Raw genomic sequence first — 16334 nt, 5'->3', positions numbered from 1 at the left:
TGCTAGGTTTTCACACAGTCTGCTAGTGCCCGGTTTTTTGTTGCCTGCTATTAAGCAATTGACCTTCGATAGCGTATTTCTATGGGTGACAATTACTTAATGAATTTGTCCCCGTCATATTGATGGTCAATACTCCCTCTCAGCCGATTAGCCGGCAGCACCAAGACCGAGAGAGGAAGGACAAGCATGAGCCAGAACAAAACGCTGACCACCGCCAGCGGTGCGCCCGTTGCGGACAACCAGAATTCCCGTTCCGCCGGCCCCCGTGGCCCGCTGCTGCTCGACGACTTTCACCTGATCGAGAAGCTCGCCCACTTCAACCGTGAAAACATCCCTGAGCGCCGTGTACACGCCAAGGGCTCGGGTGCCTACGGGACCTTCACCGTTTCCAAGGACATCACCCAGTACACCAGCGCCAAGCTGTTCGAGTCCGTGGGCAAGCAGACCCCGACCTTCCTGCGCTTCTCCACCGTGGGTGGCGAACGCGGTTCGGCTGACACCGAGCGCGATCCACGGGGTTTCGCCCTGAAGTTCTACACCGAGGAAGGCAACTGGGACATCGTCGGCAACAACACGCCGGTGTTCTTTATCCGCGATCCGCTGAAATTTCCCGACTTTATCCACACCCAGAAACGCTTGCCGCAAAGCAACCTGAAAAGCGCGCAGATGATGTGGGACTTCTGGTCGCACTCGCCCGAGGCGTTGCACCAGGTCACCATCCTGTTCTCGGACCGCGGGATCCCGGACGGCTACCGTCATATGCACGGCTTCGGCAGCCACACCTACAGCCTGATCAACGCCAAGGGCGAGCGTCACTGGGTGAAATGGCACTACAAGACCAAGCAGGGCATCAAGAACCTGGCACCGGCCGAGGCGGCACGCCTGGCGGGTACCGATCCTGACTACGCCCAGCGTGATCTGTTCGGCGCCATCGAACGCGGCGATTTCCCGAAATGGAGCGTGTGCATCCAGATCATGACCGAGGCTCAGGCCGCGGCGCATCACGAGAACCCCTTCGACGTGACCAAGACCTGGTCGCAGAAAGAGTTCCCGTTGATCGAAGTCGGCGAGCTGGAGCTCAACCGCAATCCGCTGAACTACTTCGCTGAAGTCGAGCAGGCCGCTTTCGCTCCGAGCAATATGGTGCCGGGTGTTGGCCTGTCGCCGGACCGCATGCTGCAAGGGCGTGTCTTCGCCTATGCGGATGCCCACCGCTACCGTGTCGGCACCAATCACCAGCAACTGCCGGTGAACGCCCCACGCAGCCCGGTCAACAGCTACCAGCGTGACGGCTCCATGGCCTTTGGCAGCAACGGTGGCGCCGCGCCGAACTACGAGCCCAACAGCTACGTCGACGCGCCCAAACAGGCTCCTCGCTACGCTGAGCCGGCCTTGGCCCTCAGTGGTGCGGCGGATCGTTACGATCACCGCGAAGATACCGACTACTACAGCCATGCCGGTGCCTTGTTCCGGCTGATGAGCGCCGAGCAGAAAGCGCTGCTGATCAGCAATATAGCCGGTGCGATGTCGGGTGTTTCCAGCGATGTGGTCGAGCGTCAGTTGCAGCACTTCTTCAAGGCTGATCCGGCTTACGGCGAAGGCATCGCCAAGGCCTTGGGCGTAGTGCTGAACTAAGTCTAAACGAGAAGCAGAACCGCCCTCACTCAGGGCGGTTTTTGCGTTTTTTAGGCTGCTTTTCTCGGAAAATCTTCACTTTGTTTGCGTTTTTCCAGTGACCTTGCAGTCAGCTTGGTTCAAAATACAGCCTTTCAAGCAGGGAGATGTAGGGCTATGCAAGGTAACCAGGTCGTAGTCGATTACCTCAACACGTTGCTGACCGGTGAGCTGGCGGCACGTGATCAGTATTTCATCCATTCGCGGATGTACGAGGACTGGGGCTTCAGCAAGCTCTACGAGCGCATCAATCACGAAATGGAAGAAGAGGCACAACACGCCGATGCGCTGATGCGCCGGATCCTGATGCTGGAAGGCACGCCACGCATGCGCCCGGACGACCTGGACATCGGTACCACGGTGCCTGACATGTTCGCCGCCGACCTGCGCCTGGAGTACAAGGTGCGTGCCGCGCTGTGCAAGGGCATCGAGCTCTGTGAAGTGCACAAGGATTACGTCACCCGCGAGATCCTGCGCCAGCAGTTGGCCGATACCGAGGAAGATCACACCTACTGGCTGGAGAAGCAGTTGGGGCTGATCAAGTCCATCGGGTTGCAGAATTACCTGCAATCGCAGTTCTGAGACAGCGATTTCAGCGACCACAAAAAAGCCCCTGTCATCATTCAATGACAGGGGCTTTTTCATTCCGCCGGTTTACGCCCGATCGCGCAGCAACAGCGGCTTCAGGTAATGCCCGGTGTGAGACTGCGACATCTCCGCCACTTGCTCCGGCGTGCCAACGGCAATGATCTGCCCGCCCTTGGAGCCGCCTTCAGGCCCAAGATCCACCAACCAGTCGGCGGTCTTGATCACATCCAGGTTGTGCTCGATCACCACCACGGTATTGCCGTGGTCGCGCAGGCGGTGCAGCACGTCCAGCAGTTGCTGGATATCCGCGAAGTGCAGGCCGGTGGTCGGCTCGTCGAGGATATACAGGGTCTTGCCGGTATCGCGCTTGGACAGTTCGCGGGACAGCTTGACCCGCTGCGCCTCGCCGCCGGACAGGGTGGTTGCCGACTGCCCCAGCTTGATATACGACAGGCCCACATCCATCAGCGTCTGCAGCTTGCGCGCCAGGGCCGGCACCGCGTCGAAGAACTCCCGCGCCTCCTCGATGGTCATCTCCAGCACCTCGTGGATGCTCTTGCCCTTGTACTTGATCTCGAGGGTTTCGCGGTTGTAGCGCTTGCTCTTGCACACGTCGCACGGCACATAGATGTCCGGCAGGAAGTGCATTTCCACCTTGATCAGGCCATCGCCCTGGCAGGCTTCGCAGCGCCCTCCCTTGACGTTGAACGAGAAACGCCCCGGACCGTAACCCCGTGAACGGGACTCCGGTACGCCAGCGAACAGCTCGCGGATCGGCGTGAACAGGCCGGTGTAGGTGGCCGGGTTCGAACGCGGGGTACGACCGATGGGGCTCTGGTCGATATCCACCACCTTGTCCAGGTGTTGCAGGCCGTTGATGCTGTCGTGGGCCGCGGCTTCCAGCGTCGTCGCGCCGTTCAGCGCGGTAGAACTCAGGGGGAACAGGGTGTTGTTGATCAGCGTCGACTTGCCGGAACCGGACACGCCGGTCACGCAGGTCAGCAGACCCAACGGGATCTCCAGGTCGACGTTGCGCAAGTTGTTGCCACGGGCGCCCTTGAGCGTCAACACCTGCTTCTTGTTACGCGGTGTGCGCTTGGCTGGTACTTCGATCTTCACCCGGCCGGACAAATACTTGCCGGTCAACGAGTCAGGGTGGGCCATGACCTCGGCCGGTGTGCCTTCGGCGACGATATGGCCGCCATGCACGCCTGCACCCGGGCCGATGTCGACCACATAATCGGCCAGGCGAATCGCGTCTTCATCGTGCTCGACCACGATCACTGTGTTGCCGATGTCGCGCAGGTGCTTCAGGGTGCCGAGCAGGCGGTCGTTGTCCCGCTGGTGCAAACCGATGGACGGTTCATCGAGGATGTACAACACCCCCACGAGGCCGGCGCCAATCTGGCTGGCCAGGCGAATGCGCTGCGCTTCGCCACCGGACAGGGTGTCGGCGCTACGATCCAGGGACAGATAATCCAGGCCGACGTTGACCAGGAACTGCAGGCGCTCACGGATTTCCTTGAGAATCTTGTCGGCGATTTCCCCACGGCGACCGGTCAGCTTCAGCACGCCGAAGTATTCGCAGGCATCGCCGATCGGCAAGTTGGTCACCGCCGGCAGGGTCTTCTCGCCCACCCACACGTGCCGCGCCTCGCGACGCAGGCGGGTACCACGACAATCCGGGCACGGTTGGGTGCTGAGGAACTTGGCCAGCTCTTCACGCACGGTGGCCGATTCGGTTTCGCGGTAACGACGCTCCAGGTTCGGCACGATGCCTTCGAACGGGTGGGAACGCTTGACGATATCGCCGCGGTCGTTGAGGTACTTGAAGTCGACGTTCTGGCTGCCGCTGCCTTGCAGGAGCAACTTCTGTTGGTCCGCCGGCAACGTGTTGAACGGCACTTCCAGACTGAAGCCATAGTGGGATGCGAGCGACCCAAGCATCTGGAAGTAATAGACGTTGCGCCGGTCCCAGCCGCGTATTGCCCCTTCGGCCAGGGTCAGCTCACCATTGACCAGGCGCTTGATATCAAAGAACTGCTTGACCCCCAGGCCGTCACAGGTCGGACAGGCGCCAGCCGGGTTGTTGAAGGAGAACAGCTTGGGTTCCAGCTCGCTGATGGCATGACCGCAGATCGGGCAGGCGAAGCGCGCGGAGAAGATCATCTCCTCGCCGGGTTCGTCGTCCATCGGTGCTACCAGGGCGATGCCGTCCGCCAGCTTCAGCGCGGTCTCGAAGGACTCGGCCAGGCGTTGTTGCAAATCGCCACGAACCTTGAAGCGGTCGACCACCACATCGATGGAGTGCTTCTTCTGCTTGTCGAGCTTGGGCACTTCGTCCAGCTCGCAGAGCCGGCCGTTGACCCGCGCGCGGACAAAACCTTGCGCCCGCAGCTCTTCGAACACCGACAGGTGCTCGCCCTTGCGCTCGCGAATCACCGGCGCCAGCAGCATCAGCTTGGAGCCTTCGGGCTGGGCCAGCACCAGGTCGACCATCTGGCTGACGGTCTGGGCTTCCAGCGGGATATCGTGGTCCGGGCAGCGTGGGGTGCCTACGCGGGCATACAGCAGACGCAGGTAGTCGTAGATCTCGGTGATGGTACCGACCGTCGAACGCGGGTTATGCGACGTCGACTTCTGCTCGATGGAGATCGCCGGCGACAGGCCTTCGATGGTGTCGACGTCGGGTTTTTCCATCATCGAGAGGAATTGCCGGGCATAGGCCGACAACGATTCCACGTAACGGCGTTGCCCTTCGGCGTATAAGGTGTCGAAGGCCAGGGACGACTTGCCGGACCCGGACAAGCCGGTGATCACGATCAGCTTGTCCCGGGGCAGGGTCAGGTCGATGTTCTTCAGGTTGTGGGTTCGAGCCCCACGAATCAGGATCTTGTCCAAGATGGCCTCGCACGGCGGGCGGTAAACGCAAGAGTATAAGGCTAAATACTGGATGGATGCACACTATCGGCCGACAGTATTTCAGTCTTGCATGACAGCTCGCGACAAAGCGTCGCCATGTATCCCCTCTATCGATGGGACTGGTAGAATCGCCGCCGGTTCACACGAGGTTTTTCCATGCACGATCCCCACAGCGAACGCATGAGTGGCAGCGAGACCCGCGCGGCAAGCGGTCTGGCCCTGGTGTTCGCTTTCCGTATGCTTGGCATGTTCATGGTGTTGCCGGTTCTGGCTACTTACGGGATGGATCTCGCGGGGGCGACACCGGCCCTGATCGGCCTGGCCATCGGCGCCTATGGCCTGACCCAGGCGGTATTCCAGATTCCCTTCGGGATCATTTCCGACCGCATCGGCCGACGCCCGGTGATCTACCTCGGGCTGGTGGTCTTCGCCCTGGGCAGCTTGCTGGCGGCCAACGCCGATTCGATCTGGGGCGTGATCGCCGGCCGGATCCTGCAAGGCGCCGGGGCGATTTCCGCGGCGGTCATGGCGCTGCTCTCGGACCTGACCCGCGAGCAGCACCGGACCAAGGCCATGGCGATGATCGGCATGACCATTGGTCTGTCGTTCGCCGTGGCGATGGTGGTCGGCCCCTTGCTGACCCGCGCCTTCGGTCTGTCCGGCCTGTTCCTGGCCACTGGCGGCATGGCGCTGCTGGGGATCCTGATCATCGCCTTCATGGTCCCGCACTCAACGGGGCCGTTGCAGCACCGTGAGTCCGGCGTGGCCCGTAAGGCGTTGTTGCCGACCCTCAAGCATCCTGACCTGCTGCGCCTGGACCTGGGGATCTTCGTCCTGCACGCGATGCTGATGTCCAGCTTTGTCGCCTTGCCCCTGGCCCTGGTGGAAAAAGCCGGGTTGCCCAAGGAGCAGCACTGGTGGGTGTACCTGACCGCGCTGCTGATTTCCTTCTTCGCCATGATCCCGTTCATCATCTATGGCGAGAAAAAACGCAAAATGAAACGAGTTTTACTCGGCGCCGTGACGACCTTGATGCTCACTGAGCTATTCTTCTGGGAGTTCGGCGACAGTTTGCGGGCGCTGGTGATTGGTACCGTGGTGTTCTTCACCGCGTTCAATCTGCTGGAAGCTTCCTTGCCGTCGTTGATCAGCAAGGTTTCACCGGCGGGCGGCAAGGGCACGGCGATGGGGGTGTATTCCACCAGCCAGTTCCTCGGCTCCGCGCTCGGCGGGATCATGGGCGGCTGGATGTTCCAGCATGGCGGTTTGTCGGCGGTTTTCCTTGGATGCGCCGGTCTGGCTGCACTCTGGCTGGCCTTTGCTGTTACCATGCGCGAACCACCCTATGTGACGAGCCTGCGCGTGCCGTTATCGCCTGAAGCGATCCGCGAAGCCGGTCTGGTCGAGCGCCTCAAGGCGATCGTAGGGGTAACCGATGCAGTCATGGTGGCCGAAGAGGCTGCCATTTACATCAAATTGGACACCGAATTGTTGGATCGCACGACCCTTGAGCGCCTGGTCAATGAACCGGCGCCCCAAGCGTGCGAAGCCTAGGAGAACGTTATGGCCCGTGGGGTTAACAAAGTCATATTGGTCGGCACGTGCGGCCAGGATCCTGAGGTTCGCTTCCTGCCTAACGGCAACGCCGTGACCAACCTGAGTCTGGCGACCAGCGAACAGTGGACCGACAAGCAGACTGGTCAGAAGGTCGAGAAGACCGAGTGGCACCGTGTGTCGATGTTCGGCAAGGTCGCCGAGATTGCCGGCGAGTACCTGCGTAAAGGTTCGCAGGTCTACATCGAAGGCAAGCTGCAGACCCGCGAGTGGGAAAAAGACGGCATCAAGCGCTACACCACTGAAATCATCGTCGACATGCAGGGCACCATGCAGCTGCTGGGTGGCCGTCCACAACAGGGCGACCAACAAGGCGGCGGCTACGACCAGTCCGCGCCACGCCAACAGGCTCCGCGTCCGCAGCAGTCGCGCCCACAGCAGTCGGCCCCGCAGCAATCGCGCCCGGCACCACAGCAGGCCGCACCGCAGCCGGCTCCGGATTTCGACAGCTTTGATGACGATATTCCGTTCTGACGAACACCAGAGACTTTCTTGTAAAGTGTCTCTTTGAAGCCCTCGCCCTGCGGGGGCTTCTCGTTAGTAAGACCCGCAAGTGCCGGGGATTGATCAAATGGTTAGCTGTTGCTAATCTACCAACGAGGGCTCAATAAGAGCATTGCTGTTCGGTGTCACGGTGTCTATTGACCGACAGTGCGGATTGCAGGACGTCACCATCCTGCGGTAGCGGCAACCAGGCAACAACGGTTGGCTTGCGACCCAGTCTCTTGAGACTAGCTAAGTAAGCGCTGCGACTACCAGCTCTCCTAGACTTTTCTAAAAGGCGCCCGACGGGCTAATGCCATTCAGTTAAGGCAGAATACCGTCCCTGTGTGAGTCGGGTTGCCGACGATGGCGTCCGCAAGGTCGCCACCGGAACAGAAGCACGATTCTCAGAAAGGCAAAAGCCCGGTTGTTAACCGGGCTTTGCAGGTCCCTCTAGGGGGATAAAACTTAAGTGCCTCAAGGGCTACGTGAAAAATTCTATGGCTGGTTGACGCGCATGTCAATTTTCTTTGAGCAATGCCCCAGCGTTTACAGCTTTTATTACGGCTTTCTGAATGAGAGTCACCACCTCCCGCGATAGCACTTGCTCCAGGTGCCCACGCATAGCCCTGGGCTTGAAGAGGCGTAGTTTGCTGACCTGTTCAATGAGGTCGGCTTTTGCCCACCTGGTTTGTTGCTTAAAGTAAGGCAGCTCGTCTATCAGCTCGCTCCCCAGCTCGACATGCAAACCACGGCTGAGCTTCCCCATGTCCTTTGTTGTCGACAGCGGCACGACTATGCAGGCATTAGGGTCAATCCGCGCATTTAGCACGACAACCAAACGGTTCTTGATCATTTCTGGCTTCAAGCGATAGTCGTAGCTCTTGAAAACCATGCCACCGTCTTCATCGTACTGGTAGTCCCCATAGTTGCACTCCAGAATCTGCCCTATCTTGGGTTCAAATCTAATAGCCATCAACTGTCCTTAACATGGGGCACCGCCAGGTCGACATGATGCTCCAGCTCCACGCTGTCTGAGCGAAGCTGGATCTCCAACTGGGTGCCGTTCGGCGTTGCGCAACCTGTGATGCTCGGGGCGATACATTTCTGGTACGTAGCCAAAACTTTGATGCCCAGTCTCAGGGGGCAGAATGAAGTCGTCTTGATGAAGATCCTTTGAATAGACCGACGATGCGACTGGGGCGTGGGGTTTTGACACGTAGCGCTCCCTTGCGGTGGCTTTATGGTGCCAAGGCTCTGGGCAGCCCTTGTGGAGGTGCCCACTAGGTATGCGACACGTGGCGAAAGCTCTAGTCAAAAGCCCGTGGCTATTAATGTCACGGGCTTTTTTATTGCCAGTTATTACCCGCTTACACCGACGCCCCGCGCAACATTCCCTGCGTCAAATCATCGATGACCGCCTTGCCCATCTCACCCAGGTAATGCGATGCCCAGGCGTAGCGTTCGCCATCGCTTTCCAGGGCGGCATCGAGGGAGAGTGCTTTGGCGCAGTAGAGCAGGAGGGACGCGTGCTCCATGGCTTCCAGAATGGGAACGCCAGGGTTTACGCGAAATAGTTCGCGACCTTGGGAGCCGCACTGGGAGAAGGTGATGACGCCGAGGGTTTTGTTTGGTGGGGGATTGGTCATTGGGCACCTCCGGCGTGGGCCTGGGTGCTGGTTGTTTGAAGGTAAGTCTTTGCTTGAGTGAAACCGTCCATGCGCTAACTCCTATACCTGGGGAAATAGCCGCCACGTTCGTTTCCAAGCGAGTGGGTGGCAGCTGTACGCAGGTTGGAAAACCGGGGGTATAGGTCCCGGCAGGACCGAAGTCCTCCCACGCACAGCCGCCATTGCACGACATTGCAGACAAAGAAACAGCGCCTGCCATCGTGGTTGGGGCGCTGGTGCGCCTATACCCTCAATTCGGGTTTCCAAGCCCGGCCGCTGAATTGGCAGCGACAGGGAAAAGGTAGCGCGCACGATGAGGAGCTGCAATGTGACTGGCGGGGGGGTATTTAAGTCGAAAAGTTTCAACTGGCATAGAGGGTTGTTCAGTGATCTTCTACTCACCCACTTCCCGCGAAGCCTTCCCCAAGGTTTCCCACAACTCGCGCATGGTCGGGTTCTGATTGGCCAGCGAACAATAGGCGCGGATCTCCAGACCGGTGTTCCATTCGTTGCCACCGGCTTTCACCAACTGCCCGCTGTCCACGGCTGGCGCAGCGGCGCTCTGCGGTAGCCAGGCCACTCCATACCCTTCGATGGCCATCTGCATCAGCAGCATGGTCATGTCGGCCTCGTAGCAACGGGTCAGTTCGCAAGGCGTGGCCGCGTTCTTGAGGATCAGGTCGGCCACGCGTCCGAGGAAGGTCGTGGCGGTGTAGGCCAGGTAGGGGACCGGTTTTCCAGCCTTTCCGGGCAGTCGATACAGAGGTTTACCACTACGGTCCGGTGCACAGAACGGCAGGAAGGCGTCCCGGCCCAGGGGCAGGCTGGCGAACTTGTCAGCGTCGATCAGGATCGGCGCCTGGGGGTGGTGGTAAACGATCATCAGGTCGCAATTGCCTTCCGCCAGGGCAATCACCGCGTCGTGGATATTCGCCGCGACCACCCGCACGTTGAACGGCTCGTGGTGCTTTTGAAATTGCGCCAGCCATTTGGGCAGGAAGGTGATCGACAGGCTGTGGCCTGCCGTGATCTGAATCGAACGCCCAGGCATTTTTTCGTCCTGGCGCAAGGTTGAGCGCAATTCCAGCAGCGCCGCCAGCGCCTCGCGGCCTTGTTCGCAGAACAGTTGGCCGGCTTGAGTCAGTTGTACCGGGTAGGTGCCGCGGTCGACCAGCTGCGCGCCGACCCAGTCTTCCAGCGAGCGGATACGCCGGGACAGCGCCGACTGGGTGACGCAGCGAACTTCGGCGGCCCGGGAAAAATTCTTGTGTTGCTCGATCGCGAGCAGATCGTCCAGCCACTTGATTTGCATGCTGCCCACCTTGGTCGCGGTGATCACGAGTCTACGTCAGTGCCTGTCGGGCTTCTCCGGATTTTTCATAACTATTCCAAAAGCGCATCGGGTGATGGCGATTACTCATCATCTGCTGGGCGGGCTCACCCTAGAATCGGGCCATGGACACGGAACCTGTAGGAACGGCCGGTCGACGCTCGATTGCCCGCGAAGGCGTTCTTGAGGCCGCCAAAAGCTTCGCGGGCAAGCCCTGCTCCTACAGGACCGAGGTGTTTGTGAGTTATGCATTTGGGCGCGGCGCCGCAGAGCGGCCGGGCCGACGATTCTTTTCCTGCCAAGCAAAAAAACCGACAACAGACTTGAGGGAAACACCATGAGCAAAAACAGATTACCCCGTCATATCGCCATCGGCATCGCCGCCGGTGTCCTGGTCGGCTGGCTGTGCCATCACTTCGCGGCGGACGCCAAGTCGGCCAAGGACATCGCCGCCTACTTCTCGATGGTCACCGATATCTTCCTGCGAATGATCAAGATGATTATCGCGCCCCTGGTGTTCGCCACCCTGGTGGGCGGTATCGCCAGCCTTGGCAGTTCGCGTTCGGTGGGCCGTATCGGCACCCGCGCCATGGCCTGGTTTATCAGCGCGTCGCTGATCTCCCTGCTGATCGGCATGCTGCTGGTCAACCTGTTCCAGCCCGGCGCCGGGATGAACCTGCACGTCGATCACGCTGCCGTTGCGGCCCAGGTGGTGAACACCGGCGACTTCAGCCTCAAGGTGTTTGTCAGCCATGTGTTCCCGCGCAGCATTGCCGAAGCCATGGCCAACAACGAGATTCTGCAGATCGTGGTGTTCTCGCTGTTTTTCGGTTTCGCCCTGGCGGGGCTCAAGCAGGCCGGTTTCACCCGGATCACCAGCCTGGTAGATGAACTGGCCAAGGTGATGTTCAAGATCACCGACTACGTGATGGCCTTTGCGCCTATCGGCGTGTTCGCCGCGATTGCCAGTGCGATCACCACCGAGGGGCTCGGCCTGCTGCTGGACTACGGCAAGCTGATCGCCGAGTTTTACCTGGGGATCGCGCTTCTGTGGGCGGTGCTGTTCGGTGCCGGTTACCTGTTTCTCGGACGTTCGGTGTTCACCCTCGGCAAGCTGATCAAGGAGCCCATCCTGTTGGCGTTTTCCACCGCCAGCAGTGAGTCCGCCTACCCGAAAACCATGGAGGCCCTGGAGAAGTTCGGCGCACCGAAGCGTGTCTCCAGCTTCGTTCTGCCCCTGGGTTATTCGTTCAACCTCGACGGCTCGATGATGTATCAATCCTTTGCCATCCTGTTTATCGCCCAGGCCTACAACATCGAGCTGAGTTTCACCCAGCAGTTGCTGATTCTGCTGACGCTGATGGTCACCAGCAAAGGCATGGCCGGTGTCGCCCGGGCTTCGGTCGTGGTGGTGGCCGCGACCCTGCCGATGTTCAACCTGCCTGAAGCCGGCTTGTTGCTGATCATCGGTATCGACCAGTTCCTCGACATGGCGCGAACCGCGACCAATGTGGTCGGCAACAGTATCGCGACCGCAGTGGTTGCCCGCGCCGAACAGGAATATGAGTCCGAGGAGCAGCAGGACGAGTTGCCCGTCGCCCATTCCGTCGCGTTGACGCGTACCCCAGCGACCACGGTTTGAGAACCTCGACCATGAACACCCAAGGCAAAAAATCCGAAATGCCGCCAGTCGCCCGCAAGCTGGGCATCGTCGGCGGCCTAGGCTCACTGGCCGGCGGCGATCTGTTCTTCAAGCTGGTCAAATCCAGGGCGGTGCTAGCGGATCAGGGGCGCTATCACTTCCTTTTCGAACAGCATCCGTTCAAGGATGTGCTGCTGCCCCTGGACCGCGAGGCGAGCATGACCGCGCGCAAGTTCTATGTGTTCCAGGTCTGCCAGTCATTCGAGGCGGGTGGGATCGACGCGGTGGTGCTGCCGTGTTTCGCCAGCCAGACGTTCCGTGAGGAGATCCAGCAGGAGCTGGGGATTCCGGTTCTCGACCTGATGGCGGCCCTGGCCGAACATATTCGCCGGATCGCCGAGCCGGGCACGCGACTGGGGATTCTGGCCTCGGACTATGTGCGTCACTCCGGTTTGTTCGAGCGCTATCTGGGCGGGGATTTCCAGCTGGTCTATCCCCCCGAATCGGACCAACGCGCCCTGATGGACGCCATGTATGGTCTCAACGGAATCAAGGACGGCTATCTGCAAGGTGTTCCGCTGGAAGGTGTGTACCAAGCTTGCCTGTCGCTACAGGAACTGGGCGCGAATCTGATCGTTCCGGGGTTGACCGAGCTTTCGCTGGTTTGCGCCGATTTGCAGCGGCGCGGCCTGAGGGTGCTCGACATCAACGAGATCTATGCCGCCGCCGTGACCACCGCCGACGATGAGCCAACCCATGCACCGTTTAAACTGGGAATCGTCGGCGGTGTCGGTCCGGCGGCCACCGTGGACTTTATGGCCAAGGTGGTCCGTCACACCCCGGCGGGACGCGACCAGGACCATATCAAAATGGTGGTGGAGCAGAATCCGCAGATTCCGGACCGCACGGCCAACCTGCTGTTCGATGAGGCCGACCCGACCCTGGCGCTCTATGCCACCTGCAAGCGCCTGGAAAGTGCCGGCGCGCAGGCCATCGCGATTCCGTGCAACACCGCCCATGCCTTCGTCGAGCGGCTCCAGCCTTATTTGCGGGTGCCGATCATCAATATGCTCAGTGAAACCGTCGAGGCGATTGCCCGCCAGCACGGCAGTGGCAAGCATATCGGCCTGCTCGCCACCTCGGGCACGGTGCAAAGCCAGGTCTACCACCAGGCCGCCCGCCATGCCGGCTTGCCCTTGCTGATTCCCGGCTTCGATTATCAGGAGTTGGTGATGAGCGCGATTTATGGCGAGCGTGGCATCAAGGCCGGGTTCACCGATGGCCTGTGCAAGGAGCAGTTGCTGCTGGCGGTCGAGCACCTGTGTGAGCTGGGCGCCGAGGTGATTATCCTCGGCTGCACGGAGTTGCCCCTGGTGCTCAGCCATTGCGACGACTTCCAAGTGCGCGGTCACCGTGTGGCGCTGGTGGACCCGACTTCCGTTCTGGCGCTGCGCTGTGTCAGCCTGGCGACCTCGAGCCGATCTGCACGGATAACCTATCGCGGCTGAAATGCTATCGCCGGCAAGCCGCCTCCTACAATGGGTCGCGTTGGGTGTTATCTGCAGGCCTCAGGCGCTCCAGCGCTCCCGATACTCCAGCAGAAAATCGACAAACGCCTTCAACCGCAACGGCACATGTCGACCATGGGGGTAGAGCAGGGTGAACGGCCGCGAGCGCCCAGCGAAGGGTTGGAGCACTTCCACCAGCGAGCCGTCGGCCAGTTCCTTTTCGACAATGAAACGATAGGTCTGGAACAACCCGGCACCGTTCTTCGCCAGTGTCACTCCGCCCAATACATCATCGGAGCAGCAGTAGCTGCTCTCGGCCAGCAGCTCCCGCTCCTTGCCCTCGGCATCCTTGAACAACCAGGCAATCCGCCGACCGCTGCTGGGCAGTTCGAACTGGATGCACTCGTGCTGTGGCAGGTCTTCCAGGGTTTGCGGTGTACCAGTTCGTTGCAGGTATTCAGGCGTGGCGATCACCACCAGCGCGGCGTCTTCCAGGTGCCGGGCGATCAGCCCCGAGTCGGGCAGCACCCGAACGCGGATCGCCAGGTCGTAGCCTTCTTCGACGAAGTCGATATTGCGGTTGCTGATATGCACCTCGACCTTCACCGCCGGATGGCGCTCACGAAAGGCCGGTAGCAACGGCAGGATACGGTGATGGGCGTAAGGCGTCGGGATGCTGATGCGCAAGGTGCCGGCCGGTTCCTGTTGCTTGCCCATGACTTCCCGTTGCGCTTCGGTCAGTTGGGTCAGGGCCTGCTTGCATTGTTCGAAGTAGCCGCGGCCGCCCTCGGTCAGGCGTACGCTGCGGGTGGTGCGGGTGAACAGGCGCACGCCGAGGCGTTCTTCCATGCGCGAGACCGAGCGACTCACCGCCGCCGGCGTGACCCCGGCCACCTGGGCGGCGGCGGTGAAACTGCCGGCCTCGGCCGCCAGGCAAAACAGCTCGATGCTGCCGAGCATGAGGTCGTCGAACTGTCGTTGCATGATTGATTACACTGGGGGATCAAATGAGGTACGGGCATCCGTATTTATCAAATGAGTGTGGGGCAATAAAGTGAGTTCCACCAGCGCGTCGCCAAACCTTCTTTCAACCACTGGAGCACAGCATGCCTTTTGTCAGCGTTCGTATTACCCGTGAGGGCGTGACCCGCGAGCAGAAAGCCCAGGTCATCGCCGAAATCACCGAGACCCTGCAACGGGTGCTCGGTAAACCGCCGGAGGTGACCCATATCGTGATCGAGGAGGTGGATACCGATAACTGGGGGCATGCCGGCTTGAGCGTCACGGAGCACCGCAAGTCCAAGGAATAAAATCGGGTCCAATAGGGGGGCGAACCGATTCGCGTCTGCCGAGCATCAGGACGCGGTTAACCACGGTCTGTAGGAGCAGGGCTTGTCGGGACGCCGCATCGCCGCGAAGCTTTTGGCGATCTTGAAGGCCTCTTCGCTGGCAAGCCAGGCTCCTACAAGGGAGCGTGTTTCCAAGGTGAGTCTTGTGGTATGGGGCTGGCCTCAGTGGCCGGCTACCACCCGCGCCGAACCTTCTGCAGGCTCGGCATACACCGGCCCCAGTCGATCCAGCCGACCGCTCCAGGCTGTCAGTGCCAGGGCCACCAGCACCACCAATCCGCCAATCCAGGTTGTATGGATCAGACCCAGGTTGGCGACGATCAGGCCACCGATCCAGGCCCCGCCGGCAATTCCGAGGTTGAAGGCGGCGATATTCAGGCCCGAAGCTACATCCACCGCATGAGGCGTGTGATGTTCGGCCTGGCGCACTACATAGATCTGCAGGCCCGGCACATTGCCGAAGGCCACCGCGCCCCAGGCCAGCACGGTCAGCAGGACCAACCACGGATTGCCGGCGGTGAAGGTCAGCACGAACAGCACGACCGCCAGCAGCAGGAAGATCAGCTTCAGCGCGCCAATGGGACCACGCTTGTCCGCCAGTTTCCCGCCCCAGATATTACCCACCGCCACCGAGACACCGTAGACCAGCAGTACCAGGCTGACGGTGCCGGGCTGAAAGCCGGAGATGTCCTGAAGGATCGGCGCCAGAAAGGTAAAGGCGATAAAGGTGCCGCCATAACCGGCGGCGGTCATCGCATACACCAGCAGCAGACGCGGTTGCTTCAACACTTGCAGTTGTTGCAGCAGTGAGGCCGGCTTGTTGTGTGTGATGTTCTTCGGCACATAGATCAGGCTGCCGATAAAGGCGATCAAACCCAGGGCGGACACGGCGAGAAAGGTTTCGCGCCAGCCGAAATGCTGGCCGATAAAAGTCCCCAGGGGTACGCCGGTGACCAGGGCCACGGTCAGGCCGGTGAACATGATGGCGATCGCACTGGCGGCCTTTTCCTTCGGCACCAGGCTGGTGGCGATGGTCGAACCGATGGAGAAAAACACCCCGTGGGCCAGGCCGGTGACGATGCGCGCGAGGATCAGCGACTCGTAGCTCGGCGCTTGCCAGGCCAGCAGGTTGCCGAGGGTGAACAGCACCATCAGCGACAACAGCAGGAGTTTGCGCGGGACCTTGCCGGTGAGGGCGGTCAGCACCGGGGCGCCGATGGCGACACCCAGGGCATAGAGGCTGACCAGCAGGCCGGCGGAAGGCAGGTCGACACCGAGGTCGGCGCCGATGGTGGGTAACAGGCCAACGATGACGAACTCGGTCGTCCCGATGGCAAAGGCGCTGAGGGTCAGCGCCAGCAAGGCAATGGGCATGGCTGCAACTCCGGTAGGTTTGATCAGGAGCGCAGTGTCGGGGTTTCACTTGTGCGGAAAAAGACAGGTAATGGCATAACATATTTGACCTGATGGCAAATATCAGCGAGATATCGAGCACGCCACAGGTCTGTAGAAGCAGGGCTTGTGGGGACGCCACATCGCCGCGAAGCCTTTGGC

At 60.5% G+C, this 16334-nt stretch carries 13 protein-coding genes; 7 read left to right on the top strand and 6 right to left on the bottom strand.

What is annotated here, in order from left to right:
• Positions 1 to 186: 186 nt before the first annotated feature.
• Together HX830_RS18355 and bfr are read left to right on the top strand one after the other, a co-directional pair.
• Positions 187 to 1635 carry a catalase gene (locus HX830_RS18355; RefSeq protein ID WP_103495385.1) on the top strand — a complete coding sequence of 483 codons (1449 nt, stop codon included), beginning with the start codon at positions 187 to 189 and terminating at the stop codon, positions 1633 to 1635.
• Between the two features lie 156 nt (positions 1636 to 1791).
• Complete coding sequence (bfr, locus tag HX830_RS18350; RefSeq protein ID WP_103495386.1) at positions 1792 to 2256, top strand: bacterioferritin; 465 nt, start codon at positions 1792 to 1794, stop codon at positions 2254 to 2256.
• 72 nt (positions 2257 to 2328) lie between these two features.
• Here the strand turns inward: bfr and uvrA are convergent, their stop codons facing one another.
• Positions 2329 to 5163: an excinuclease ABC subunit UvrA gene (uvrA, locus tag HX830_RS18345; protein WP_103495387.1), complete on the bottom strand. Its 2835-nt coding sequence runs from the start codon at positions 5161 to 5163 to the stop codon at positions 2329 to 2331.
• Positions 5164 to 5340: 177 nt separating this feature from the next.
• On the opposite strand from uvrA, the gene HX830_RS18340 reads away from it, so the two are divergent.
• Together HX830_RS18340 and HX830_RS18335 are read left to right on the top strand one after the other, a co-directional pair.
• Positions 5341 to 6738 (top strand): MFS transporter, encoded by a 1398-nt coding sequence (locus HX830_RS18340; RefSeq protein ID WP_103495388.1) that lies wholly within the window; start codon positions 5341 to 5343, stop codon positions 6736 to 6738.
• 9 nt (positions 6739 to 6747) lie between these two features.
• Positions 6748 to 7272 (top strand): single-stranded DNA-binding protein, encoded by a 525-nt coding sequence (locus HX830_RS18335; RefSeq protein ID WP_152742149.1) that lies wholly within the window; start codon positions 6748 to 6750, stop codon positions 7270 to 7272.
• Between the two features lie 529 nt (positions 7273 to 7801).
• Here the strand turns inward: HX830_RS18335 and HX830_RS18330 are convergent.
• The 3 genes from HX830_RS18330 to HX830_RS18320 form a co-directional block, all read right to left on the bottom strand.
• Complete coding sequence (locus HX830_RS18330; RefSeq protein ID WP_177101722.1) at positions 7802 to 8257, bottom strand: type II toxin-antitoxin system PemK/MazF family toxin; 456 nt, start codon at positions 8255 to 8257, stop codon at positions 7802 to 7804.
• 394 nt (positions 8258 to 8651) lie between these two features.
• Positions 8652 to 8930 carry a DUF3077 domain-containing protein gene (locus HX830_RS18325; RefSeq protein WP_152742147.1) on the bottom strand — a complete coding sequence of 93 codons (279 nt, stop codon included), beginning with the start codon at positions 8928 to 8930 and terminating at the stop codon, positions 8652 to 8654.
• A 415-nt stretch (positions 8931 to 9345) separates the two neighbouring features.
• Positions 9346 to 10263: a LysR substrate-binding domain-containing protein gene (locus tag HX830_RS18320; RefSeq protein ID WP_177101720.1), complete on the bottom strand. Its 918-nt coding sequence runs from the start codon at positions 10261 to 10263 to the stop codon at positions 9346 to 9348.
• Between the two features lie 355 nt (positions 10264 to 10618).
• Between HX830_RS18320 and HX830_RS18315 the strand changes: the two genes are divergently transcribed.
• Together HX830_RS18315 and HX830_RS18310 are read left to right on the top strand one after the other, a co-directional pair.
• Entirely contained in the window at positions 10619 to 11923 is a 1305-nt protein-coding gene (locus tag HX830_RS18315) for a dicarboxylate/amino acid:cation symporter (RefSeq protein ID WP_177101718.1), read from the top strand.
• A gap of 11 nt (positions 11924 to 11934) precedes the next feature.
• A complete protein-coding gene (locus tag HX830_RS18310) occupies positions 11935 to 13431 on the top strand; it encodes an amino acid racemase (RefSeq protein WP_177101716.1) in 1497 nt (498 codons plus the stop codon).
• A gap of 60 nt (positions 13432 to 13491) precedes the next feature.
• On the opposite strand, the gene HX830_RS18305 is transcribed toward HX830_RS18310, so the two are convergent.
• Positions 13492 to 14415 (bottom strand): LysR family transcriptional regulator, encoded by a 924-nt coding sequence (locus HX830_RS18305; RefSeq protein ID WP_177101714.1) that lies wholly within the window; start codon positions 14413 to 14415, stop codon positions 13492 to 13494.
• Positions 14416 to 14537: 122 nt separating this feature from the next.
• On the opposite strand from HX830_RS18305, the gene HX830_RS18300 reads away from it, so the two are divergent.
• Positions 14538 to 14741: a tautomerase family protein gene (locus tag HX830_RS18300; RefSeq protein WP_100944373.1), complete on the top strand. Its 204-nt coding sequence runs from the start codon at positions 14538 to 14540 to the stop codon at positions 14739 to 14741.
• Between the two features lie 201 nt (positions 14742 to 14942).
• On the opposite strand, the gene HX830_RS18295 is transcribed toward HX830_RS18300, so the two are convergent.
• On the bottom strand, positions 14943 to 16154 hold the full coding sequence (locus HX830_RS18295) for an MFS transporter (protein ID WP_177101712.1): 1212 nt from the start codon (positions 16152 to 16154) through the stop codon (positions 14943 to 14945).
• Positions 16155 to 16334: the final 180 nt, after the last annotated feature.

Origin of the sequence: Pseudomonas gingeri, from assembly GCF_013385425.1 — a bacterium.
GTDB classification, from domain to species: Bacteria; Pseudomonadota; Gammaproteobacteria; order Pseudomonadales; family Pseudomonadaceae; genus Aquipseudomonas; species Aquipseudomonas gingeri_D.
Note: the sequence above shows the minus strand (reverse complement) of the source record. Positions and strands in the feature narration are given on the sequence as shown.

Bases quoted from the DNA above. Each gene is read 5' to 3' on its own strand.
- HX830_RS18320 (WP_177101720.1), bottom strand. From the start codon at position 10,263: ATGCAAATCAAGTGGCTGGACGATCTGCTCGCGATCGAGCAACACAAG.
- HX830_RS18340 (WP_103495388.1), top strand. From the start codon at position 5,341: ATGCACGATCCCCACAGCGAACGCATGAGTGGCAGCGAGACCCGCGCG.
- HX830_RS18295 (WP_177101712.1), bottom strand. From the start codon at position 16,154: ATGCCCATTGCCTTGCTGGCGCTGACCCTCAGCGCCTTTGCCATCGGG.
- bfr (WP_103495386.1), top strand. From the start codon at position 1,792: ATGCAAGGTAACCAGGTCGTAGTCGATTACCTCAACACGTTGCTGACC.
- HX830_RS18330 (WP_177101722.1), bottom strand. From the start codon at position 8,257: ATGGCTATTAGATTTGAACCCAAGATAGGGCAGATTCTGGAGTGCAAC.
- HX830_RS18300 (WP_100944373.1), top strand. From the start codon at position 14,538: ATGCCTTTTGTCAGCGTTCGTATTACCCGTGAGGGCGTGACCCGCGAG.
- HX830_RS18355 (WP_103495385.1), top strand. From the start codon at position 187: ATGAGCCAGAACAAAACGCTGACCACCGCCAGCGGTGCGCCCGTTGCG.
- HX830_RS18305 (WP_177101714.1), bottom strand. From the start codon at position 14,415: ATGCAACGACAGTTCGACGACCTCATGCTCGGCAGCATCGAGCTGTTT.
- HX830_RS18310 (WP_177101716.1), top strand. From the start codon at position 11,935: ATGAACACCCAAGGCAAAAAATCCGAAATGCCGCCAGTCGCCCGCAAG.
- HX830_RS18315 (WP_177101718.1), top strand. From the start codon at position 10,619: ATGAGCAAAAACAGATTACCCCGTCATATCGCCATCGGCATCGCCGCC.
- HX830_RS18335 (WP_152742149.1), top strand. From the start codon at position 6,748: ATGGCCCGTGGGGTTAACAAAGTCATATTGGTCGGCACGTGCGGCCAG.
- HX830_RS18325 (WP_152742147.1), bottom strand. From the start codon at position 8,930: ATGACCAATCCCCCACCAAACAAAACCCTCGGCGTCATCACCTTCTCC.